Genomic DNA, 23,154 nt, shown 5'->3' with positions numbered 1-23,154 from the left:
CCGTTAGGGCAACACGGTCATCTTCACCTGATCGAAGCGCGTCACGCTGTCGGACTTGGTCCACAGCGCCACGCCGCCGGCCCTGGCAAATGTCTTGTCCGTTGCACTGAACAATTTCCTGCCGTCAAAGGAAACAGTGAAGCAGTCGCCCTCCGCGCGCAGGCCCAGCGTGTGCCATTCATTGGGCGTGACCTTCAGATTGGCACCGGCCAGTTGTTCGCGCCGGCCTTTGACGACGCGATAGAAGCGGACGTTATCTTCCAGCGCATTGGCGCGGGCGACGTAGTAATTGTCGGCGTCCTGCAGCCGCACCGCGATGCCGCCGGCCTGGTCCGTCTTGCCGGCCACGGCCTTAAAACGCACTTCGACGTCGATATCAGTGGCCGACAGGCTCTCGTGGATCGCCAGCGGAAACCGGTAATCGGTGCGATCGGTGCTGGTCTGCTCAATCGCCTTTCCCGTTGGCGACGTAGTGTCTGATGTGACGATCCATTCACCCGCGCGGCCCTGGCCGGTCCGCGCGAAGGAAAATCCCGCCGGAGGCGATCCCGGCGTCATGCGATCGATGGCGATCATGGTGTCTCCCGTCTCGGCGGTCGCGGACAATGGCGCGAGCGCAAGCATCGGCGCGAGAAGGATGACGCCAGGATATCTGATGATTTGAAAAAGGTTCGGCTTGTTTACGTCCATGCGCCATCCTCGACACGTCGAGTGTGCGCAGAGCTTGGACGGTGACCGTCTGACGGGGAGCCTGCTTTGTCCCCGATACGTGTGAAGCTAGGACCGAACGTCAGGTTTCGCAAGCGCTCTTGCGTGTGATGGCGGAACCGTGACGCCCGTTGACAGCGGGAGCAGCCGGCGGCTAATAGAAGGCCATGGGGGCTTTGCGATCCCCCCACGAGGCGACAAGCCCAAGTATCGCGTCCCGTTTTTCACGAGGGCGCAGCCATGTCAGCCTACACCACTATATCCCCAGACAAGCTTTCCAAATTGATCGGTACGGCGAACACGCCTGTCCTGATCGATGTCCGCACCGACCAGGATTTCGCCGCCGACCCACGGCTGATTCCCGGCGCCATCAGGCGCAGCCATCAGGACGCCGGCGAGTGGAGCGACAATTTCTCCGGCAACTCCGCGATCGTTGTTTGCCTGCGCGGCGCCAAACTCGCGCAAGGTACCGCGGCCTGGCTGCGACATGCCAACGTTAGGGCCGAAACGCTCGAAGGCGGCTTCGAGGGCTGGAAGGAAGCCAAGCTTCCGCTGCTCAATACGTCCAAATTGCCGCCCCGTGATGCCAAGGGTCGCACCGTGTGGGTGACGCGCGCGCGGCCGAAGATCGACCGCATCGCCTGCCCCTGGCTGATCCGCCGCTTCGTCGATCCAAATGCGGTGCTCCTTTATGTCGCTCCTTCCGAGGTGATCGAGGTCGGCAAGCGCTTCAACGCCGCTCCCTTTGACATCGAGAACGTGTTCTGGAGCCACCGCGGCGAGCTCTGCACCTTCGACGTCATGATCGAGGAGTTTGGCCTCGCGACGCCACCCTTGCTGAGGTTGGCGGCGATGGTACGCGGCGCCGATACCGGACGGCTTGACCTGTCGCCGGAGGCACCGGGGCTGCTCGCCGCTTCGCTCGGCCTGTCGCGCATGTTCGACGACGATCTCGAACAGCTCGAGGCCGGCATGATACTCTATGACGCGTTCTATCGCTGGTGCCGCGACGCGTCAGGCGAGACGCACAATTGGCCGACCAACAAGGTGAAGCCGTGATGGACGCCGCAATGGAAAAGACGATCGATGCCGGCGCAAGCCGGCATCTCGATCACGGCATCAGCTTCGGCGAGGCTGTCCGGGTCTGGCTCCGGGTTGCCATACTGAGCTTCGGCGGCCCGGCGGGGCAGATCGCGGTGATGCACCGCATTCTGGTCGAGGAGAAGAACTGGATCTCCGAGAGCCGGTTCCTGCATGCGCTGAACTACTGCATGCTGTTGCCGGGGCCGGAGGCGCAGCAGCTTGCGACCTATATCGGCTGGCTGCTGCACCGGACGGCTGGCGGCATCGTGGCCGGCGGGCTGTTCATCCTGCCCGGCATCATCGCCATTATGGGCCTGAGCTATATCTATGCCGCCTACGGCAATGTCAGCTTCGTCGAAGCGGTGTTCTTTGGGCTTAAGGCGGCCGTTCTCGCCATTGTGATCCAGGCGGTGGTCCGCGTCGGCAAGCGCGCACTGCGCAACTGGATGATGATTGCGCTGGCGGCCATCGCGTTCGTCGCGATCTTCTTTTTCGGGGTGCCGTTTCCATTGATCATCGCCGCTGCCGCCTTCATCGGCTTCGTCGGTGCCCGGTTTGGCAGGCCGGAATTCGCGGCTCTGGAACATGGCGGAAAGAATTCTGCCATCATCGACAGCATGCTTGGCGAAGGGATTCCCGAACATGTCCGACCGAATACGCCGCGCATGCTGCGGTTCTTGGCGGTCTGGCTCGCCATCTGGCTCGTTCCCGTCTTTGCGCTCCTCATTGCGCTGGGATCGAACGATGTCTTCAGCCAAATCGCGATCTTCTTCAGCAAAATGGCGATGGTGACATTCGGCGGAGCCTACGCCGTGCTGGCCTATGTCGCGCAGCAGGCCGCCGAATACTACCACTGGGTCACACCACGGGAGATGCTCGACGGCCTCGGCATGGCGGAGACCACGCCCGGACCTCTCATCATGGTCGTCCAGTTCGTCGGCTTCATGGCTGCATTCCGCGAGGCGAGCGGGCTGTCGCCCATGATCGCCGGCACTCTCGGCGGGTTGCTGGCGACCTGGGTGACCTTCGCGCCCTGCTTCCTCTGGATTTTCGTCGGGGCGCCCTACATCGAGGCGCTGCGAGGCAACAAGGCGCTGGCCGGCGCGCTCTCGGCGATCACCGCGGCGGTCGTCGGCGTGATCCTCAATCTGTCGATCTGGTTCGCGCTACACACCGTGTTCCGGCAGACCTTTCCGGTTCAAGGATTCAGCCTATCGTTCGACGCGCCGGTGCTGGCCAGCATCGACCTGCCGGCGCTCGTCCTGTCGATCGCGGCGGCAACCGCAATCTTCCGCTTCAACATCGGGATGCTCGTCGTTCTGGCCGCTTCATGCGTCACGGGCATCCTGCTGCGGTCGGTCGGCATCATTTAGGGGAGGACTAACGGACTGGACCGGATTTCACCTGGGCAGGGTATTACCAGGAGCAAGAGCATGCGCAAACGGACGATCTTCTACGCAACCATCTGGCTGGCGATCGCGGCGGGACTATCACCCGTTTATGCCCTGACGCAGGAGGAACTCATCGCCAAGATTCAGGCGGCCGGTTATTCGCAGGTCAGCGACATCAAGTCGACTGCCGAAGGTACGACCGCCAAGGCGATGAAGGACGGCAAGGAAGTGCGGCTCGTCATCGACAGCAGCGGCCAGATCAAGGAGCGAAAGTAGGCATTCCCCAATGCATGTCGATGCACCGACGGCACTACACCCGCTCGGCCGGTGCTAACTTGCAGACCTCGGCGGCAGCTTCGATCTGCAACGTGGAATGATGGATGTTGAAACGGTGCAACAGCTCCTCGCAGACGCCATGCAGGAAGGCATCGTCCGTTCCGCCCGGCCGCACCAGATGCGCGGTCAGCGCGGTCTCGTTGGTGCTCATCGCCCAGACGTGGAGGTCATGCACCTCGGCAACGCCGTCGAGGCCGGCGAGATAATCCCGCACCTCGACCAGTTCGATGCCGCGCGGCACGCCGTCGAGCGCAAGGTTGACGCTGTCGCGCGCCAGGCCCCACCCGCTCCAGAATACCACTGCGGCGATGACGAGGCTGATGGCGGGATCGAGCCACAGCCATCCCGTCAGCATGATGACGAGCGCGGCCACTACCACGCCGAGCGAGACGCCGGCGTCTGCCGCCATGTGCAGATAGGCGCCGCGAATGTTGAGGTCGCCGTGGCGGCCGCGCATGAACAACAGTGCCGTAAAACCGTTGATGGCGACGCCGAGCGCCGCGACCACTACGACCGTCCAACCCGCGACCGGCGCGGGTGTGTAGAGCCGATTGACCGCCTCGACCGCAATGCCGCCGACCGCCACCAGCAGCAGGCCGGCATTGAACAGCGCCGCCAGGATCGAGGCGCGACGATAGCCGTAAGTGTGCCGCTGCGTCGGCTGCTTCTGCGCCAGCCAAGCCGCCGCCCATGCTAGCAGCAGCGCGACCACATCGGAGAGATTGTGGACGGCATCCGAAATCAGCGCCAGCGAATTGGCGGCATAACCGAAGATCAGTTCGGCAATGACGAAGCCGGTATTGAGCGAGGCGCCGATCGCAAACGCCCAGCCGAAACTGTCGGGCGCATGGCTGTGGCCGGCATGACCCTGGGAATGGTCATGGGCGTGGGAGTGATCGTGGTGAGCGTGATCGTGCGCCATTCCACGGTATATAGCGCGACAACGCCTGAATACTATCACAGTGAGTAGATGCGATGGGCGGCCATCTCCGCTGTCGTCCCGGCCTTGAGCCCGGCCCCATAATCACCGCCCTCAATCGCTAAAGCGAGATGGAGGTTCAGCGAATGCTGACCACGGATGATTGTGGTTATGGGTCCCTGCTTTCGCATGCTTTCGCAGGGACGACAGCAATCACCTCCCGTCACTCCACGCCGCGCAAGAACTTGTTCGACTTCGGCAGGCCGTGGGCGAGACGGCCGGCATCGGCGCGGTTGCCGCGCCAGTCGGCCAAATCCTTGGCGCTCATGCTCTGCTCGCGGCCGGCGGAATCCTTCCAGGTCAGGCCCGCCTTGAGCTCGAACACGGCGACGTCGGAGAGCTTGGCGCTGGAATATTTCTGCAGGCGGACGCCACGGCCCCGCGCCATTTCCGGCACCTGCTCCAGCGGGAATAGCACCATCTTGTGGTTGGTACCGATCGCGGCCACCGTGTCGCCCTGCACGGTGGCGATCGCACAGGCTTCCGCCGGCATGGTGACGTTGAGCACCTGCTTGCCCTTGCGGGTATTGCTGACGCAGTCCTCTTCCTTGACCACAAACCCCTGCCCCTCGCTGCTTGCGATCAGGAACTTGCGCTCGCCCTTGTTGACGAACAGCGACACGATCGCCGCGTCCTGCTCGAGATCGATGAACATGCGGATCGGCTCGCCATGGCCGCGGCCGCCCGGCAATTTGGCGACATCGAGCGAATAGAATTTGCCATTGGTGGCGAACAGCAAGAGCTTCGAGGTGGTCTCGGCGAAGAAGGCGTGGTCGAGCTTGTCGTCGGTCTTGAAGGCCAGGCCCGAGATATCCTCGACATGGCCCTTCAGCGTGCGCACCCAGCCCTTTTCGGAGATCACGACCGTGACCGGCTCGCGCTCGACAAAGGCTTCCTCGATCGCCGCGAGATCATGCTCGGGCGCATCGGCGAACTGGGTGCGGCGCTTGCCGAGCGGCGTCTTCGGCCCAAAGATGTCGCGGACCTTGCGGACCTGTTCGCCGACCTTGGACCATTGCTCGGCTTCCGAGCCGAGCAGCGACTTGATGCCCTTCAGTTCGTTGCGGAGGTTCTTGTCCTCGGTGCGTATCTCGAACTCTTCCAGCTTGCGCAAGGAGCGCAGGCGCATGTTGAGGATGGCGTCGGCCTGGACTTCCGTCAGCTTGAACGCCTTGATCAACGCCGGCTTCGGCTCGTCCTCGGTGCGGATGATCTTGATCACCTTGTCGATGTTCAGATAGGCGATCAAATAGCCGCCGAGGATTTCGAGGCGGTTCTCGATCTGGGTCTTGCGGTAGTTCGAGCGGCGTACCAGCACGTCGCGGAGATGGTCGAGCCATTCGCGCAGGCATTCCGCAAGCCCCACCACCTTGGGGATCTTGCCCTTGATCAGGACGTTGAGGTTCAGCGAAATCTTGCTCTCCAGCTCGGTAAGCCGGAACAAGGATTCCATCATCAGCGCCGGATCGACCGCACGGGATTTCGGCTCGATGATGAGCCGGATGTCTTCGGCGGACTCGTCCCTGACGTCGCCGACCAGCGGCAGTTTCTTCTCGTTCAGCAGCTCGGCGATCTTCTCGACCAGCCGGGACTTCTGCACCAGCCACGGAATCTCCGTGACGACGACGACCCAGGTGCGCCGCGCGCCCTCCTCCTGGACCCACTTGGCGCGGGTACGGAACGAGCCGCGCCCGGTCATGTAGGCTTCGGCGATGCTTTCCTTGGAATCGACGATGATGCCGCCGGTCGGGAAATCCGGGCCCTTGACCCATTTCAGCAGCGACTTGGATTTCGCCTCGGGCTTGTCGATCAGGTGCAGCGCGGCGTCACAGAGCTCGGCGACGTTGTGCGGCGGGATCGAGGTCGCCATGCCGACGGCGATTCCCTGCGCGCCATTGGCGAGCAGGTTCGGGAAGCCGCCGGGCAGAACCACCGGCTCCTTGCTCTGGCCGTCGTAATTGGGGCGGAATTCGACGCCGTCCTCGTCGATGCCCTCGAGCAGGAGCCGCGCGACCTCGGTCATGCGGGCTTCGGTGTAGCGGTACGCGGCCGGGTTATCGCCGTCGATATTGCCGAAATTGCCCTGGCCGTCGACCAGCGGGTAACGCGAGGCGAAATCCTGGGCGAGGCGCACCATGGCGTCGTAGATCGCCTGGTCGCCATGCGGATGGAACGAGCCCATCACGTCGCCGACGATCTTCGCCGACTTCTTGAACGCCGTGCCGGGGTCGAGCCTGAGCAGGCGCATGCCGTAGAGGATGCGCCGGTGCACCGGCTTCAGCCCGTCGCGGGCGTCCGGCAAGGCGCGATGCATGATGGTCGAGAGGGCGTAGGCGAGATAGCGCTCTTCCAGCGCGTCGCGCAGCATCACCTCATGGATTTCGGCCGGCTCTTCCGGCGGCAGCTGTCGTTTTCCCATGGGCAGGGGTTAAACGCTGCTGGCAAATCCGGCAAGATGCGAATAAGGGCCCGTCGCCCCTGCGAACGCAGGGGCCCATAACCACAAGTGTTTGTGGCGAAAAATGGCTAGCGCCACAGCTTCATCGATGGGCCGCGGCGCATGGGTCCCGGCTCCGCCGGGACGACAGGGTGAGGGAGTGGGGTCAACCCAACGAGCTGATTCGCGCCCGCTGCCGCGCCACCGCATTGATGAACCCGCCCCGCGCATCCGAATGGCCCTGTCCGCGCGGTTCCAGCACGTGGCGTAGCAGGAAAAGACCGGTCAGCCGAAAACCGTCCTGAAGGTCCTGGTCCGACCAGCTGTTCGCGCCGCCCTCGCCTTCGCGCAGGAACGGCGGCAGCCGCAGCAGCCGGTCGCGATAGGGCTCGCCGGCCTGCCGCGACACGGCGCCGCCGGATTTCGGCGAGACGTAGATCAAATCCGTGGTCTCGCCGGTGGCCGCGCAGTTTTCCAGGTCGAGGCCGAAGCCGAGCTCGGCCAGCATCGCGAGCTCGAAGCGGATGAGGCGGGCCGCCGCGCCGCCGGCATCGTCGAAATCGTCGAGCGTGCGGTCAAGCATTTCGTAGATGTCTTCATGCGGATCGCGCTCCGGCAATAGCCGCGCCAGCGAGGCCAGATGGGTGACGCCATAGACGGCGTGGGAGGACGCCAGCAGCGTTGCCGCACGCAGCCGCGTGCCTTCGATGGCGTAGGTGCCGAGATGCTCGTCGAGCCGCGCCCGCCACACCGCGGTGACGCTGTTGCCGGGCTGTAGCAGCGGCCGCATCCGTGACGAGGCCCCGCCCCGAACCAGGCCCAGATGTCGGCCATGCTCGCGCGTCAAAAGCTCGACGATGGCGGAGGATTCGCCATGCCGCCGCACCCCCAGCACGATGCCTTCATCGGTCCATTCCATGGGGGGAGTTTAGCGGATTTGGGTGGAGAGCGCAGCTTTTGCCCGAGCGTTCCCCGGACGCGATGCGGCACGCAGTGCTGCTTCGCAGAGCCGGGGTCCATGTCGGCCATATCGCAGCCTCTTGGGTCCCGGCTCTGCAGCGCATCACTTGCGTGATGCGCTGCGTCCGTGACACGAGAGGGCGTCACGCGTTGAACCATCCCACCGCGTCGCCGGTGAACGAAAAATACAGCCCCATCGCCGTCAGCGCACAGGAAATGATCTCGATGCCGCTGTCGAACTGCAGGCCCTTCTCGCCGATGATCTGCACCAGCGAAATAACCGACAGCACGAGGGCTGCAGCCAGCACCCAGCGCGGCCAGTTCTTGCGGTGCTGGGCGGCGAGCCGGACGAAGTAGACCAGCAGCAGGATCAGGCCGGCCGCCATCAGCGTTCCGGTGTTGATCATCTGCTCCGTCATCTTCGCCGTCGGTGTGCGGTCCTGAAACGCCACCGACACGGCATCCAGCGTCAGCGACAAATACAGCAGGACCTCAAACCAGACCACATTGCGGGGTACGTTCATCGTGCCTGTTCTTCTTGTTGCCTGTTTGGCCTGATCATTCCCTGGGGAATTCCAGTCCCATTTCCCGGTAGCGGTCGGGGTCGTCGCCCCAGTTCTCGCGCACCTTGACGAACAGGAAGAGGTGCACGGGCACGCCCAGGATTTCCGCGATCTCCTTGCGCGAATCGGCGCCGATCGACTTGATGGTGGCGCCGCCCTTGCCGAGCACGATCTTGCGCTGGCTTTCGCGCTCGACAAAGATCGTCTGCTCGATCCGCACCGACTTGTCCTTGCGTTCGGTCCAGGTGTCGGTCTCGACGGTTGATTGATACGGCAGTTCCTGATGGAGCTGGCGGTAGATCTTCTCCCGGGTGATTTCCGCCGCCAGATGCCGCAGCGGCGCGTCCGACATCTGATCCTCGGGATAGTGGAACGGGCCCGGCGGCACGCTCTCCGCCAGCGTCTTGCGCAAATCGTCGACGCCGTCGCCCGACAGCGCCGAGATCATGAAGGTGTGCTCGAACTTCATGCGCTCGTTGGCGGCCTGCGCCAGCGCCAGAAGCTTTTCGCGCGGGATCAGGTCGATCTTGTTCAGCACCAGGATCTTTGGATGCGCCACCGTCGCGAGCTTGTTCAGGATCGCCTCGGCCTCTTCGTCGATCCCGGCCTTGGCGTCGAGCAGCACGCAGACGAGGTCGGCGTCATGGGCGCCGCTCCAGGCGGTGGACACCATGGCACGGTCGAGCCGTCGCTTCGGCGAGAAGATGCCGGGCGTATCGACCAGAATGATTTGAGCCTTGTCCTCGATCACGATGCCGCGGATCAGCGCCCGCGTGGTCTGCACCTTGCGCGAGACGATGGTGACCTTGGAGCCGACCAGCGCGTTGACCAGGGTCGACTTGCCGACATTGGGGGCGCCGATCAGCGCGACGAAACCGCAGCGGGTCTCGGCGGGCGACGCGGGTGAAGCTTCAACTGTCATTGCTGCCGCCGGCAACGCCTTCGCGTTCGATCATCACGGATGCCGCCACCTTCTCGGCCGCGCGCTTGGAGCCGCCGACACCCTCGGCGGGCACGAGGCCCGGCAGGTCGACGGCGACGCGGAATTGCGGGTCGTGATGCGGCCCGGTGCGCTCGATCTCGCGATAGACCGGCGTCGGCAGGCCCTTGCTCTGGGCCCATTCCTGCAGCACCGTCTTGGGATCGCGCAGCGGCCGGCGCGGCTTGCGCATCCGCTCAAGCCAGTTGCGCTCGACGAATTGCGAGGCAGCGGCATAGCCGCCGTCGAGATAGATCGCTCCGATCACCGCCTCGCAGATGTCACCGAGCACGGATTTGCGCAGCCGCGCGCTCGCCCCCGCGCCGACCGCGCCCAGCTTGATGTCCTCGAGCAGCCCGAGCGACTTGGCAACGTCGGCGCAGCTTTCCTTGCGCACGAGATCGGCCAGCCGTTTCGACAATTCGCCCTCGTCGGCCCGCGGATAGGCGCGGTACAGCATGTCGGAGATGATCAGTCCAAGCACGTGATCGCCAAGAAATTCCAGGCGCTGGTAGCTGTCGGCCCGATGGCGGGTCGCGGGCTTCAAGGCCGAGACGTGGGTAAAGGCCGTCGTCAGCAGCGCGGGGTCGGAAAAGGTATAGCCGATGCGGCCCTCGATCGCGGCGGTGGCGGCCTTGGCTGCCGCCTTGCCGCGCTTCTTCTTTTTCGGCGCAGCCGCACCGGCGGCGACATCGGTCTGCTGTCCCGCCTCGTCTGGGGTCGCCGTATCGGGAATGATCGAGGTCTCGTCGTTCATCGCACGATGGAGAATAGGCGATTCCAGCGCACCGCGGTCGGCCAGCGCCAGAACATCCAGGCGTGTTCGCCCTCGGCAATCGAGAAGAAGATCATCTGCGCCCGGCCGACGATATTCTCGAAGGGCACGTAACCCACCGCCGACAGCACCCGGCTGTCGGTCGAGTTGTCGCGGTTGTCGCCCATCATGAAGAAGTGGCCGGGGGGCACGGTATAGACGTTGGTGTTGTCGTAGAAGCCGTTGTCGACGCAATCGAGCGTCTCATAGCTGACGCCGTTCGGCAGCGTTTCCTTCCAGCGCTTGACCCGTGCGGTGGCGTCGGAGCCGCAGGGGTCCTCGCCGATGAAGTCGGAAAGCCGCTCGCGCTTGACCGGCTTGTCATTGATGTGGAGCAGGCCTTCCCGCATCTGGATGCGGTCGCCCGGCAGGCCGATCACGCGCTTGATGTAGTCGGTGGAGTCGTCCTTCGGCAGGCGGAACACGACGATGTCGCCCCGGTTCGGTTCCGAGCCGAAAATGCGGCCCGAGAACAAAGGCGGCGACAGCGGAATCGAATAGTGGCTGTATCCGTAGGAATATTTCGAGACGAACAGGTAGTCGCCCACCAGCAGCGTCGCCTTCATCGATCCCGATGGGATGTTGAACGGCTGGAACAGGAAGGTGCGGATGACGAGCGCGATCAGGAGAGCATGGATGACGACGCGGATGGTTTCACCCAAGCCGCTTTCAGATTTTGTGCCAGATGTCACGCTCATCGCTTTCCCAATTCCCGCGGACGCTGACCCGCGCGGTGGCAGAACGTTTTTCGCGCGCGAATCGCCTGCAGGCTTCGCGTCAGGAAAACGATCTTAATACCTGATGTTGAGGGCCAATCCTGGCGCAAACCAGAATCGGCCCTGGCTCGAATATATCGTTGGCGGCGTTTTAGACGGTTGTTGGTGGGCGCGCAATCAAGCGCGTCGTCAAAACTTTATAACCATTTGAACAGTCAATGATTTTTAGTTTTGTTCCCGCTCCCGCGGAAACGCCCGCGCGGCTCACGATTTGCTGGGGCTCACCGCCGAAATTATGACGAAGGCCTGCGCCAGGGGCCAATCGTCGGTGATCGACAGATCGATCCGCGCCTCGAGCCCCTCCGGCGTCAGCGCTTCCAGCCGGGCCAGCGCGCCGCCGGTGAGTTTCATGGTCGGTCGGCCGCCCGGCAGGTTCACCACCCCCATATCCTTCCACCAGACCCCGCGCCGGATCCCGGTGCCGAGCGCCTTGGAACAGGCCTCCTTGGCGGCGAATCGCTTGGCATAGGTCGCGACCACCAGCTTTTCGCTGTTGGCGCGGCGCGCCGCCTTGGCGCGCTCGGCGTCGGTGAAAATGCGGTCCAGGAAGCGGTCGCCGTGGCGCTCGATCACCTTGGCCACCCGCGTGATGTCGATCAGGTCGGAGCCGATGCCGATGATCATGTGTGTCCTGCGAGTTTCCCGCGGCCGCGGTCCATCGCGGCACGCATCTGCCGCACCGTCTCCGGGAGGCCGACGAACAGCGCCTCCCCCATCATGAAATAGCCGATATTGAGCTCGGCGATCTCGGGCAGCGCAGAAATCGTCTCGGCCGTCTGGTAGTCGAGGCCGTGGCCGGCATGGACCTCCAGCCCGGCCGCGCGCGCCAAGGCGGCGCCCTCCACGATTCGCTGCCATTCCGCCGCGGCCTTCGCCGCATGGCCGTCGACCACGGCATCGCACCAGCCGCCGGTATGGATCTCGATCACGGGTGCGCGCAGCTTTGCCGCCATCTCGATCTGGCTGGGGTCGGCGGCGATGAACAGCGACACCCTGATGCCGGCATCGTTAAGCCGCGCGATGAACGGCGCCAGCGCATTGTGCTGGCCGACAACGTCCAGCCCACCCTCCGTGGTGAGTTCTTCGCGGCGCTCCGGCACCAGGCATACGGCGTGCGGTTTGGTCACCAGCGAGATCCGGAGCATGTCCTCTGTCGCCGCCATCTCGAAATTCAGCGGCTTGGAGATCTCGGCCTTCAGACGGGCCATGTCGGCGTCGCGGATGTGCCGGCGGTCTTCGCGCAGATGCGCGGTGATGCCGTCGGCGCCCGCCGCGATCGCGGCCAACGCAGCGCGGACCGGATCGGGCCGTTCGCCGCCGCGCGCGTTGCGCAAGGTGGCGACGTGGTCGACATTGACGCCGAGGCGCAGCGGAGGAACGGGCATAATGGTCTCACAAACTGGCTTGCCGGCCGAAAAATGGCACGGACGTCATGCGCGGGCGTGACCCGCGCATCCATCTACTTGAGAAGGATGGATTGCCGGGTCGTTTAATTCAAGGGACGCGCTTCGCGCTTTTGCCCGGCAATGACGATACCGCCTAGCCATTGACCCGCTCAACCTTGGCGACGACGGCCTTGGCGCGCAATTGCGCGATAATTGCACTGAGATGCTTGAGGTCATAGACCTCGAGGTCGATGGTCAGCTCGGTGAAATCGGGCGAGCGGCGTGACATGCTGATATTGTCGATATTGCCGTCGTGCTCGGCGATCACGGTGGCGACCTGGGCGAGGCTGCCGGGCTCGTTGACGTTGTGCACCAGGATGCGCGCCGGGAAACGTTGCGGCATGGTCTCGTCGATGTCCCAGCGCACGTCGAGCCAGCGCTCCGGCTCCTCCTCGAAATCCTTCAAGGCGGGCGACTGGATCGGATAGATCGTGATCCCCTCGCCCGGCGTGACGATGCCGACGATGCGGTCGCCCGGCACGGCGCCGCCGTTCGGCGCGAACTTCACCGGCAGGTCGGAATTGATGCCGCGCACCGGGATAACCGAGGCAGAGCGCGCCGGATGCGGCGGCTCCGACTTCAGCTTCAATTTCACCGCCAGGCTCTTCTTGGCAGCGCCGTACTTCACCAGCCGCTCTTCCTTGTAGTCCGGATACATCGCGCGGGCGACATCGGAAGCCTTCAGTTCGCCGCGCCCGACGGAGGCCATCACGTCCTCGATCGACGCGCGCGCCAGCCGCGGCAGCGCGCCCTTCAGCTTGTCGTCGGCGTATTCGATCTTGGCGCGGGCGAACAGGCGGTCGATGATGCGGCGGCCGAGGCCGGCATATTGGTCGCGCACCGCGGTGCGGGTGGCACGCCGGATCGCCGCACGGGCCTTGCCGGTGACCGCCAGCGATTCCCAGGCCGAGGGCGGCGCCGACTGCGCCTTCGAGGTCAGGACCTCGACCTCGTCGCCGTTCTGCAGCTCGGACGACAGCGGCGCGAACTTGCCGTTGATCTTGCAGCCGACTGCTGAATTGCCGACGTCGGTGTGCACGGCATAGGCAAAGTCGATCACATTGGCCTGGCGCGGCAGCGCAATCAGCTTGCCCTTTGGGGTGAAGCAGAACACCTGGTCGTGGAACAGCTCCAGCTTGGTGTGCTCCAGAAACTCTTCCGGATTAGAACTTTCCGACAGGATTCCGACGGTATGGCGGAGCCAGGCAAAGGCGTTGGATTCATGCTTGAGCCGTTCGGTCGGAGAGCCCATGCCCTCCTTGTAGAAGGCATGCGCGGCGATGCCGAACTCGGCGATCTGGTTCATCTCCTCGGTGCGGATCTGCAGTTCGACGCGCTGGTTACCGGGGCCGATCACGGTGGTGTGGAGCGAACGATAGTCGTTCTGCTTCGGCGTCGAGATGTAGTCCTTGAAGCGTCCCGGCACCACCGGCCAGGTGGTGTGTACGACGCCGAGGGCGCGGTAGCAGGCCTCGACGTCGGTCAGGATGATGCGAAAGCCGTAGATGTCGGACAATTGCTCGAAGCCGACCGATTTGCGCTCCATCTTGGTCCAGATCGAGAACGGCTGCTTGCGGCGGCCATAGACGCGCGCGGCGATCCCGTTGTTCTGCAGGTTCTTGGAGAGCTGGCTTTCGATCTCGCCGATCAGGTTGCGGTTGCGGTCGGCGAGCGCGTCGAGCCGCTGCTTCACCACCGCATAGGCTTCGGGGTCGAGCACGTGGAAGGACAGGTCTTCCAATTCCTCGCGCATCTCATGCATACCCATGCGGCCGGCGAGCGGCGCATAGATGTCGAGGGTCTCCTCGGCGATACGGCGGCGCGAGGCGTGCGGCACGAATTCCAGCGTGCGCATGTTGTGCAGACGGTCGGCGAGCTTGATCAAGAGCACGCGGACGTCGTCGGCGATCGCCAGCAGCAGCTTGCGCAGGTTCTCGGCCTGCTTGGCCTCGCGCGAGACCAGCTCCAGCCGTTTCAGCTTGGTGAGGCCTTCGACCAGCGCGCCGATCTCATGGCCGAAGATGTTGTCGATCTCGGCGCGCGTCGCCTCGGTATCCTCGATCGTATCGTGCAGCAGCGCAGCGACGATGGTGGCGTCGTCCAGCTTGAGGTTGGTCAGGATCGCCGCGACCTCGAGCGGATGGGAAAAATAGGGATCGCCGGAGGCGCGCGTCTGCGTGCCGTGCGCCTTCATGGCGTAGACGTAGGCGCGGTTGAGCAGGTCTTCGTTGGTATCGGGGTTATAGGAGCGGACGCGTTCGACCAGATCGTATTGCCGCATCATGCGCGAGCGCGGCGATTTCGGCCTCTCGGCCACGGGCGAGCTCGGGGCGACCGCTACCCCGCCGGTTGCGGCCTGCATCTGCCGGGAGCTGCGGCGCCAGTACGCCATCACATCATCGCCTTCTTCCACCAGACCCGTAAGCCGGGTCTCGCCATTTACGTATCTAATGCGGTTTCGAACGGCGATGCACGCCGTTCGGGCCGCAAAGCGGTTCAATTTCGCTTGGGCGAGCCACCGTGCGGTGTCCCCGCCCGATCCGGTCGGACGGACGATTACTCCGATTTCGGCTCGCCCCGACAAGGACGCATCGTAACTTCAGAAATGTCAACAAAAGCAAAGGCCCGGACGGGGTGTCCGGGCCTTTGGCAAATCGGGCGTTCAGGAAGGTCCGGAACCGTCCGGCTTATTCATCTTCCTCAGGCTGCTCTTCCGGCGGCGCCAAGCCTTCGAGACCCTTGAGCAGCTCTTCCTCGGTCATGCGTTCGACCGCAACCTCGGTGTCGTCGGCATCGACGCTGGCACCGGCCGAGCCGATCAGCGGCACGGTATCGGGCTCTGGCTCGTCCACCTCGACGAACTTCTGCAGCGAGTGAACCAGTTCCTCGCGCAGGTCTTCCGGGGAGATGGTGGAATCGGCGATTTCCCGCAGCGAAACGACCGGATTCTTGTCGTTGTCCCGATCAACCGTGAGTTGTGATCCGGACGAGATCATACGGGCGCGATGTGCCGCCAGCAACACCAGGTCGAACCGGTTGTCGACCTTATCAATGCAATCTTCCACGGTGACGCGCGCCATAGACTGTCGCTCCGCTATTTGGGGCCAAATATGTCAGATATGACCGCTAGTTATAGTGGCAAGGGCGGTTTCGCAAGACCAAATTTGTGATTTGCGTTCCCAAGGGGCTCTGGTACCCCAAGTCCGGGGCCAGACGGGCCGGAGCGTCCAGACGCGGCGAGGTTGCCGTACAGGACAAGTAAATCTCTTCATTGCACAGTCAAAAGTCTAGGTTTTTCGCCCTCGCCTCACCATAATTGCAGTGGTGACTGTCGTGGGGCACGATTCACCGAACTTTAGGCAACAGACCTGGAAAGTGCGCGCGGTCGTTAGCCGCTGCGCTAGAAAAGCGAACCACAACGTGAGAACCATTTGATGTCACCAGCTTCCAACAAGATTGCGCTCTTCATTGATGGCGCCAACCTATACGCAACGGCCAAGACGCTCGGTTTCGACATCGATTACAAGCGCCTTCTCAAGGAATTTCAGAGCCGCGGAACGCTGTTGCGTGCGTTCTACTACACGGCGATCATTGAGGATCAGGAATACTCCTCGATCCGCCCGCTGATCGATTGGCTCGACTATAACGGCTACACCGTCGTCACCAAGGCGACGAAGGAATTCATCGACGCTTCCGGCCGCCGCAAGGTGAAGGGCAACATGGATATCGAACTCGCCGTCGATGCCATGGAACTCGCAGAGCATGTCGACCAAATCGTGCTGTTCTCCGGCGACGGCGATTTCCGCTCGCTGGTCGAAGCGGTACAGCGCCGCGGTGTTCGCGTTACGGTGGTGTCGACGATTTCGAGTCAGCCGCCGATGATCGCCGACGAGTTGCGTCGCCAGGCCGACGTCTTCACCGATCTCGTTGAATTGCAGTCCAAGCTCGGCCGCGACCCCTCCGAACGCCCCGCCCCCCGCGAGCCGCGCCATCACTCCCCGCAATTCCTGCAGCGCGCCACCACCGTGGCGCCGCGCGGTGCCGCCGACGACGATTTCGACGATTGAGAATAGGCCACACCGCTGCTAGAGCCTCGGTTCTGATTGAACGCAGAACCGGGGCTTTTTATTTTCGCGCGCATCGGCGGCGCAAGCCGGCATTCGCCACGCTCCATCCGCTTCAGGCTGCCTTTCGAAAGCACTCTGGATACATGACCAGCCTGCCCATCCCCGCTGAAGCCGAACCCGAGCGCAACTGCCCGCTTTGCCCGAGGCTCGCCGAATTCCGCGCCGAGGCGCGCGCCAAGCAGCCGACCTGGCACAACGCCCCGGTCTCATCGTTCGGCAGCGCGGCCGCGCGATTGTTGATCGTCGGCCTGGCGCCGGGCCTGCAGGGCGCCAACCGGACCGGACGTCCCTTCACCGGCGACTATGCCGGCGACCTCTTGTACGCGACCCTGCTCGAATACGGCTTTGCCAGGGGCACCTACCAGGCGCGGCCTGATGATGGGCTGAAGCTGGTCGATTGCCGCATCAGCAATGCAGTGCGCTGCGTGCCGCCGCAGAACAAGCCGCTGCCAATCGAGATCAACACCTGCCGGCAATTCCTGGCGACAACGATTGCGACCATGCCAAAGCTGCGCGCGATCGTCCTGCTTGGCCGCATCGCGCACGATACGACGCTGAAGGCGCTCGGCCTCCGCGCTGCCGCCGCCCCATTTTCGCACGGTGCCGTACACAAGACGGATGGTTTCAAGCTTTACGACAGCTATCACTGCTCGCGCTACAACACGAACACCGGCGTGCTGACGCCAAAGATGTTCCGCGAGGTATTTGCGAAGGTGCGCAAGGAGCTGGATTCGTAGGGCAATCGTAGGTGGGCGCGCTTCGCCACCCTACAATTCAGCACTCTACGCGGGATTCTCCCGCAACCACGCCAGCACGTCGGCGGCGTTACGGTCGGGCGGGAATACCGGGTAGAAGACGTGGCGGATGCGGCCGTCATCGATGATCAGCGCCAGGCGCTTGATCAGCGTCAGTCCGGCGACTTCCATGGTCGGCAGGTTCAGCGCAGCCGTCAGCTTCAGCTTGTCGTCCGACAGCACCGGGAACGGCAGATGCAGCCGCGAGGCCATCTCCGTCTGATAGGCATTATCCTGCGTCGAAACGCCGAAGACCTGCCGGGCGCCGGCGGCTTTCAGCTCGGCAAAGAGGTCGCGGAACGAACAGGTCTGCGGCGTGCAGCCGCGCGCGCCGGGGATCATGTCCCAATCGTCGACCAGGCTGATCTTGCCAGGCTCTCCGGTGCGGGGATAGGCGAACACCACGGTACGTCCGGAAAGCTCGGACAGCGTCACCGAATTGTCGTCGGTGGCGAGCAGCGTGACCGGCGGGATCGCCATGCCGAAGAGATGCCCCGCTCCGCCGTCGTCCTCCGGCGCGGGTATCTTGCTCCAGTCGACGTCGAGCAGATTTTTCTGGTTCATGGATCTCTTCCTCTATCCGCCGTCATTGCGAGGAGCGAAGCGACGAAGCAATCCATTGCGCCGCAAAGAAGATGGATTGCTTCGCTTCGCTCGCAATGACGGGTGAGACTACCCCCGTGCCCGCATCAGGCGGCCTTTTTCGCGGCCCCAGTCGCGCTTCTTCTCGCTCTCGCGCTTGTCGTGCAGCTTCTTGCCCTTGGCGATCGCCAGCAACAGCTTGGCGCGGCCGCGCTCGTTGAAATAGAGTTTTAGCGGGATCAGCGTCATGCCGTCGCGATCGACCGCGCCCATCAGCTTGTTGATCTGCTTACGGTGCAGCAGCAGTTTGCGCGGCCGCTTCGGCTCGTGGTTGAAGCGGTTGGCCTGCAGATATTCCGGGATATTGGCGTTGATCAGCCAGATCTCGCCGTTCTTGGAATCCGCATAGGATTCCGCGATGGTGGTCTTGCCGTTGCGGATCGACTTCACCTCGGTGCCGGTCAACGCAATGCCGGCCTCGATCGTGTCCTCGATTGCATAATTGAACCGGGCCTTACGATTTTCGGCGGCAACCTTGATCGGGCGTTCTTTTTTTTCGGCCACGTTAGCTCTTCTTCAGGAGGTCGCGGATCTCGGTCAGCAACTCTTCCTGCTTGGTCAGTTTGGGCGCCGCAGGGGCAGTCTCTTCCTTGCGCTTGAACTGATTCATGGCGCGGATCACGATGAACAAGACGAACGCGATGATAAGAAAATTCAGCGTCAGCGTGAGAAAATTGCCCCAAGCCAGCACTGCGCCTTGCTTTTTGGCATCCGCCAGATTGTTGGCGGTCACCGTCTTCGCGAGTGGCGTGAAATAGTTGGAGAAATCAAGACCGCCCGTGATGGCGCCGATGATCGGCATGATCACGTCGCCGACCAGTGAGTTCACGATGGCGCCGAAAGCCGCGCCGATGATGACGCCGACGGCGAGGTCGACGACGTTACCCTTCATCGCAAATTCGCGGAATTCCTTCAGCATGTTGGCTTCCCTTCTTCGTCCTTGGGGCGAAGACCGTGCAGCCCTAATTGAGCAGGCCGGCATGCACCATGGCGTCGCGGATCACCTTGCCGGTCGGCGGCGTCACGTTCATCAAGGGCAAGCGCACTTCTTCATCGATCCGCCCCAGCAGTTTGAGGCCATGCTTGGCTCCCGCAAGGCCGGGCTCCTTGAAGACGGCATCATGCAGCGGCGTCAGGCGATCCTGGATCTTCAGTCCGGTGGCGTAATCCCCCTGCATGACAGCTGACATCAGGTCCGAACATAGCTTCGGCGCCACATTGGCGACCACCGAAATGCAGCCATGTCCTCCGGCCGCCATATAGGCCAGTGCAGTCATGTCCTCGCCGGAAAGTTGGATGAAATCCGGCCCCATCGCATGGCGCTGCTGCGATACCCGGGCAAGATTGGCGGTGGCGTCCTTGACGCCGGCAATGTTCTTCAACTCGAACAGCCTTGTCATGGTCTCGACCGACATGTCGACGACGGAGCGCGGCGGGATGTTGTAGATGATGATCGGAATCCCGATCGCGTCATTCACCGCCTTGAAGTGCTGATACATCCCTTCCTGGGTCGGTTTGTTGTAGTACGGCGTCACCACGAGAACGGCATCGGCACCGGCCTTCTCGGCGTGAACAGCAAGGTCGATGGCTTCGCGAGTCGAGTTCGAGCCCGCGCCGGCGATCACAGGCACGCGTCCTCTCGCCTCCTCGATGCACATCTCGACGACCCGATGATGCTCGGCATGGCTCAGCGTCGGGCTTTCGCCGGTGGTGCCCACGGGAACGAGGCCATGGGACCCCTGCTCGATCTGCCAGCTTATGAGACCCCGGAAGGCGGCTTCGTCGAGCGAGCCGTTTTTGAATGGCGTGACCAAGGCCGTGAGCGACCCTCGGAACTTTGTCTTGGCTGCCATGGACTTCCTCCGAACGCTTAAGAAAACGGCACGACCGAAACTGGATTTCAATTCATATCGGGTCTGACGAGCGGGCGAAAGGGCCGTACCATATGGCGCTAGCGCTTTGTTTCGACGCCCTTTCTTGGTCCGGGCCGAACACCGTCCCGCGACAGCGGCTATAGCCGCGATTTTGCCGCGGTGATGGCGTAAACAGGACGGCCGCGACCTTTTTAGCAATTTGTCCACATATTCGGTCAAATAGACCTAGGGCTGGAGCGATTGAATGATTCGCCGCCGCAGAGGAAAGCCGTGACCCTTCCCGTCCGCGCCGCCGCATTGCGATCGACCGCTCTGGCAACCAGCCTGGCGCTGGCGGTCGGGTTTGCCGCCTTCTCTGTGGAAGCCTGGGCCAAGCCAAAGGTTCCACTGCCGAAGCCACGGCCGGTCGCCCGCAACGTCGTCCCCAAATCCGCTGGCACCACCAACACGCCGCCCGCTCACACTGCGACGGCGGCTGCCCCAGCGGCCCGTGCCCCGATGGCGGCACCGACCCCCGCGCCGCCGGTGCTGGCGCCCGCCACGCGCCAGCACGCCGCTTTGCCGCCGCCGCGAAAGCATGTGGCGCCGGCAGCGGTCGCTGCGACGACGTCGACCTCGCAGGCCGACAAGGACGCGCTGGAAAACGTCATCGAGCTCGTGCGCAAACAGAAGGCCGGAGATGCCACGCAGGTGCAGGCGACCATTTCGGACCCCGTCGCCCGCAAGCTCGCGGAATGGCTGATCCTGCGCAGCGACAACAACAATGCCTCGGTCGAGCGCTACCGCGCGTTTATCTCGGCCAATCCGAGCTGGCCGTCGCAGATCTTCCTGCGTCGGCGCATCGAGGCGGCGCTATGGGACGACCGCCGCGATGACAGCGCGGTATGGTCGTGGTTCGAAAACGATTCGCCGATCTCGGCCAAGGGCAAGTTCGCGCTGGCCAAGGCGATGATTGCGCGCGGCGATCGCGCCAATGCCGAGCGGCTGGTCCGCGAGGCCTGGCGTCACGACGGCATGTCGGAAGACACTGAGAGTGCCGTGCTCGACATGTTCGGCGCACTGCTGACCGCGGGCGACCACAAGGCGCGGATGGAATCGCTGCTGTACAGCACCGAGCAGGAAGCCGGCGGCATGCGCGCGGCTAAACGGCTCGGCTCCGGCCATGTCGCGCTCGCCAAAGCGCGCATTGCGGCCAACAAGAAGGCCTCCAACCTCCGCGCCCTGCTCGAGGCGGTGCCGCACGAGCTGCACGGCGAAACCGGCTACCTCTTCGCCAAGATCCAGCTGCTTCGCCGCGAAGAGAAGTTCACCGAGGCCGCGCAGCTGATGCTGAGCGCGCCGAAAGATCCAAACCGCCTGCACAATCTCAACGAATGGTGGATCGAGCGTCGGCTGCTGGCGCGCAAGATGATCGACGTCGGCGAGCATCGCAACGCCTACCTGATTGCGCGGGATGCCGCGCTGCCGACGCGCGACATCTACAAGACCGAGGCGGAATTCACCGCGGGCTGGATCGCGCTGCGCTTCCTGAAAGATCCGGCGCTTGCCGCCCAGCACTTCGCCCGCATCGGCGTCGGCAGCGCCAACCCAACCGCGCTGGCGCGCGCCGGCTATTGGCAGGGCCGTGCGGCGGAGGCTGCGGGCCGCGGCCAGGAAGCCCGCGCGGCTTACGGCCGGGCGGCCGAGCAGTCGACCAGCTATTACGGCCAGCTCGCGCGCGCCAAGCTTGGCCTGCCGCAGCTCGAACTGAATGGCGTGCCGCGCAGCCGCGGAGCGGACCGGCTGGAGATCGTCCGCGCCGTCCAGTTGCTCTACGAGCTCGACGAGCGCGAAATTGCGATCCCGATCTTCAGCGACATGGGCGAGAACGGCGATCCCGAAGCCGTGGCCGGGCTCGGTGAACTCACCGCGCGCTACCATGACGCCCGAGGCATGCTGCTGCTCGGCAAGGCTGCGCTCAACCGCGGCCTGCCCTTCGACCACTACGCCTATCCCGTTGTGGGTATCCCGTCATTCAAGCAGCTCGGTCCCGAGGTCGAGCCGAGCGTCGTCTATTCGATCGCGCGGCAGGAAAGCGCGTTCAATCCGGCCGTGGTCTCGCCGGCCCAGGCCTACGGGCTGATGCAGGTGACGCCGGATGCCGGCCGCTATGTCTGCAAACGCGCCGGCGTCAGCTTCGACCTTCAGCGGATGAAGACCGATTCGGTCTACAACGCTATGCTGGGGGCCGCCGAGCTCGGCGGCCTGCTCGAGGACTACCGCGGCTCCTATATCCTGACCTTCGCCGGCTACAATGCCGGCCGCGGCAGCGTGAAGAAATGGATCGAGCGTTACGGCGACCCGCGCGATCCCAAGGTCGATGCCGTCGACTGGGTCGAATTGATCCCCTTCTCCGAGACGCGCAACTACGTCCAGCGGATCATGGAGAACCTGCAGGTCTATCGCGCGCGCTTCGGCGGCGGCGCCAAGCTCCAGATCGAAGCCGACCTGCATCGCGGCGCCAGCGTTGAATAGCGGCAATGCCGGCCGCCGAGACCAAGGATTTGGCAAAGCATTGTTTCTATTCGACTATTTCACATAGTTCCATTTGATTGGGGCCGATTGTGGTGCGCGTGCCGCAAGCCTCCGGCATCCCATTATAGAGTGTTCGAGATTGCTCCGACGCAGTCGGGTTCCGCGAGATGCGGTAGCGCCCGACTTGCAACGCTCATTGGATCCGGGTTGAAGCCCCCTCCCGGTCGAAGGAAGCCCAATCGGGGCGAAATCGGACCAAAATGACGGAATCCGGTGCGTCCGGATTGGAAACCGGCATCGGGCCCGCCGGCGCCGATGCGATGGTGGCGCCCGCGCGGCGGCCAGAACCGGAAAAGATGCGACCAGAACGCGCACGACCGAGCGGCTATCGGCGGAAAATACCCGCGCCTCTAAATAGCCTTGTCGCAAACCTCATCTGCCGCTTGCGGCTGGCCCTCGCGTCAGGCATATCCGCGCCTATGGAGCTGTGGCCGAGTGGCTGAAGGCGGCGGTTTGCTAAACCGTTATAGGCTTGTAAAGGCCTATCGAGGGTTCGAATCCCTCCGGCTCCGCCATCTGCTAACGCTCTGGCACCTCCGCAATCAACCCAACCACTGAAGGCGGATGCTGCACTGGACCAGCGGAGCGGCCAGGCGGTTGGTCGGCCTCACTCCTTTCCTATGCGGAAGGCACCGACCTGAGGTCGCACGTTCGGAACGAGAGGCACATTTC

General features: G+C 63.6%; 22 protein-coding genes and 1 tRNA gene. 7 read left to right on the top strand and 16 right to left on the bottom strand.

Annotated features, from left to right (window positions below; translation table 11 throughout):
• Positions 1 to 3 precede the first annotated feature (3 nt).
• Positions 4 to 690, bottom strand: coding sequence for a hypothetical protein (locus tag RX331_RS16900; RefSeq protein ID WP_317257599.1), 687 nt, complete (start codon positions 688 to 690; stop codon positions 4 to 6).
• A gap of 258 nt (positions 691 to 948) precedes the next feature.
• Here RX331_RS16900 and RX331_RS16895 point away from each other — a divergent pair, with 258 nt between their 5' ends.
• The 3 genes from RX331_RS16895 to RX331_RS16885 are packed head-to-tail and all read left to right on the top strand — an operon-like array spanning position 949 to position 3,458.
• Positions 949 to 1,767, top strand: coding sequence for a chromate resistance protein ChrB domain-containing protein (locus RX331_RS16895; RefSeq protein WP_317257598.1), 819 nt, complete (start codon positions 949 to 951; stop codon positions 1,765 to 1,767).
• 11 nt (positions 1,768 to 1,778) lie between these two features.
• Complete coding sequence (gene chrA, locus RX331_RS16890) at positions 1,779 to 3,164, top strand: chromate efflux transporter (RefSeq protein WP_317258155.1); 1,386 nt, start codon at positions 1,779 to 1,781, stop codon at positions 3,162 to 3,164.
• Between the two features lie 60 nt (positions 3,165 to 3,224).
• A complete protein-coding gene (locus RX331_RS16885) occupies positions 3,225 to 3,458 on the top strand; it encodes a hypothetical protein (RefSeq protein WP_317257597.1) in 234 nt (77 codons plus the stop codon).
• 34 nt (positions 3,459 to 3,492) lie between these two features.
• On the opposite strand, the gene RX331_RS16880 is transcribed toward RX331_RS16885, so the two are convergent.
• The 11 genes from RX331_RS16880 to rpoZ all read right to left on the bottom strand — a co-directional run bounded on the left by RX331_RS16880 (position 3,493) and on the right by rpoZ (position 15,551).
• Complete coding sequence (locus tag RX331_RS16880) at positions 3,493 to 4,440, bottom strand: cation diffusion facilitator family transporter (protein WP_317257596.1); 948 nt, start codon at positions 4,438 to 4,440, stop codon at positions 3,493 to 3,495.
• 220 nt (positions 4,441 to 4,660) lie between these two features.
• Entirely contained in the window at positions 4,661 to 6,916 is a 2,256-nt protein-coding gene (parC, locus tag RX331_RS16875) for a DNA topoisomerase IV subunit A (protein ID WP_317257595.1), read from the bottom strand.
• Between the two features lie 184 nt (positions 6,917 to 7,100).
• On the bottom strand, positions 7,101 to 7,853 hold the full coding sequence (recO, locus tag RX331_RS16870; RefSeq protein ID WP_317257594.1) for a DNA repair protein RecO: 753 nt from the start codon (positions 7,851 to 7,853) through the stop codon (positions 7,101 to 7,103).
• Between the two features lie 184 nt (positions 7,854 to 8,037).
• Positions 8,038 to 8,418 (bottom strand): hypothetical protein, encoded by a 381-nt coding sequence (locus tag RX331_RS16865; protein WP_317257593.1) that lies wholly within the window; start codon positions 8,416 to 8,418, stop codon positions 8,038 to 8,040.
• A 34-nt stretch (positions 8,419 to 8,452) separates the two neighbouring features.
• A complete protein-coding gene (gene era, locus RX331_RS16860; RefSeq protein ID WP_317257592.1) occupies positions 8,453 to 9,379 on the bottom strand; it encodes a GTPase Era in 927 nt (308 codons plus the stop codon).
• A complete protein-coding gene (gene rnc / locus RX331_RS16855) occupies positions 9,369 to 10,193 on the bottom strand; it encodes a ribonuclease III (protein WP_317257591.1) in 825 nt (274 codons plus the stop codon). Before rnc ends, era begins: the two co-directional genes overlap by 11 nt.
• The gene (gene lepB / locus RX331_RS16850) at positions 10,190 to 10,948 is read right to left on the bottom strand and encodes a signal peptidase I (protein WP_317257590.1); all 759 of its coding nucleotides are present in this window, start codon (positions 10,946 to 10,948) and stop codon (positions 10,190 to 10,192) included. Before lepB ends, rnc begins: the two co-directional genes overlap by 4 nt.
• 282 nt (positions 10,949 to 11,230) lie before the next feature.
• Positions 11,231 to 11,650 (bottom strand): holo-ACP synthase, encoded by a 420-nt coding sequence (gene acpS / locus RX331_RS16845; protein ID WP_317257589.1) that lies wholly within the window; start codon positions 11,648 to 11,650, stop codon positions 11,231 to 11,233.
• Positions 11,647 to 12,411, bottom strand: coding sequence for a pyridoxine 5'-phosphate synthase (locus tag RX331_RS16840; protein WP_317257588.1), 765 nt, complete (start codon positions 12,409 to 12,411; stop codon positions 11,647 to 11,649). The genes acpS and RX331_RS16840 overlap by 4 nt, the downstream gene beginning before the upstream one ends.
• Positions 12,412 to 12,565: 154 nt before the next feature.
• The gene (locus RX331_RS16835; protein WP_317257587.1) at positions 12,566 to 14,863 is read right to left on the bottom strand and encodes a bifunctional (p)ppGpp synthetase/guanosine-3',5'-bis(diphosphate) 3'-pyrophosphohydrolase; all 2,298 of its coding nucleotides are present in this window, start codon (positions 14,861 to 14,863) and stop codon (positions 12,566 to 12,568) included.
• 295 nt (positions 14,864 to 15,158) lie between these two features.
• Positions 15,159 to 15,551, bottom strand: coding sequence for a DNA-directed RNA polymerase subunit omega (rpoZ, locus tag RX331_RS16830; protein WP_024512695.1), 393 nt, complete (start codon positions 15,549 to 15,551; stop codon positions 15,159 to 15,161).
• 354 nt (positions 15,552 to 15,905) lie between these two features.
• On the opposite strand from rpoZ, the gene RX331_RS16825 reads away from it, so the two are divergent.
• Complete coding sequence (locus tag RX331_RS16825; RefSeq protein ID WP_283034422.1) at positions 15,906 to 16,538, top strand: NYN domain-containing protein; 633 nt, start codon at positions 15,906 to 15,908, stop codon at positions 16,536 to 16,538.
• Positions 16,539 to 16,681: 143 nt separating this feature from the next.
• Positions 16,682 to 17,335 (top strand): uracil-DNA glycosylase, encoded by a 654-nt coding sequence (locus RX331_RS16820; RefSeq protein ID WP_317257586.1) that lies wholly within the window; start codon positions 16,682 to 16,684, stop codon positions 17,333 to 17,335.
• A gap of 45 nt (positions 17,336 to 17,380) precedes the next feature.
• Here RX331_RS16820 and RX331_RS16815 read toward each other — a convergent pair whose 3' ends face one another.
• The 4 genes from RX331_RS16815 to dapA all read right to left on the bottom strand — a co-directional run bounded on the left by RX331_RS16815 (position 17,381) and on the right by dapA (position 19,887).
• Positions 17,381 to 17,956 (bottom strand): peroxiredoxin, encoded by a 576-nt coding sequence (locus RX331_RS16815; protein WP_317257585.1) that lies wholly within the window; start codon positions 17,954 to 17,956, stop codon positions 17,381 to 17,383.
• 108 nt (positions 17,957 to 18,064) lie between these two features.
• Positions 18,065 to 18,538 (bottom strand): SsrA-binding protein SmpB, encoded by a 474-nt coding sequence (gene smpB, locus RX331_RS16810; protein ID WP_317257584.1) that lies wholly within the window; start codon positions 18,536 to 18,538, stop codon positions 18,065 to 18,067.
• 1 nt (position 18,539) lies between these two features.
• Positions 18,540 to 18,953: a large conductance mechanosensitive channel protein MscL gene (gene mscL / locus RX331_RS16805; RefSeq protein ID WP_283034418.1), complete on the bottom strand. Its 414-nt coding sequence runs from the start codon at positions 18,951 to 18,953 to the stop codon at positions 18,540 to 18,542.
• A 43-nt stretch (positions 18,954 to 18,996) separates the two neighbouring features.
• On the bottom strand, positions 18,997 to 19,887 hold the full coding sequence (gene dapA / locus RX331_RS16800) for a 4-hydroxy-tetrahydrodipicolinate synthase (RefSeq protein ID WP_317257583.1): 891 nt from the start codon (positions 19,885 to 19,887) through the stop codon (positions 18,997 to 18,999).
• Between the two features lie 291 nt (positions 19,888 to 20,178).
• On the opposite strand from dapA, the gene RX331_RS16795 reads away from it, so the two are divergent.
• On the top strand, positions 20,179 to 22,422 hold the full coding sequence (locus RX331_RS16795) for a lytic transglycosylase domain-containing protein (protein ID WP_317257582.1): 2,244 nt from the start codon (positions 20,179 to 20,181) through the stop codon (positions 22,420 to 22,422).
• 481 nt (positions 22,423 to 22,903) lie between these two features.
• Positions 22,904 to 22,997: transfer RNA gene (locus RX331_RS16790), tRNA-Ser, on the top strand.
• Positions 22,998 to 23,154: the final 157 nt, after the last annotated feature.

Source organism: Bradyrhizobium sp. BWA-3-5 (genome assembly GCF_032917985.1).
Taxonomy (GTDB): Bacteria; Pseudomonadota; Alphaproteobacteria; order Rhizobiales; family Xanthobacteraceae; genus Bradyrhizobium.
The sequence above is the reverse complement of the archived record's forward strand: the minus strand, read 5'-3'. Positions and strand labels throughout refer to the sequence as shown.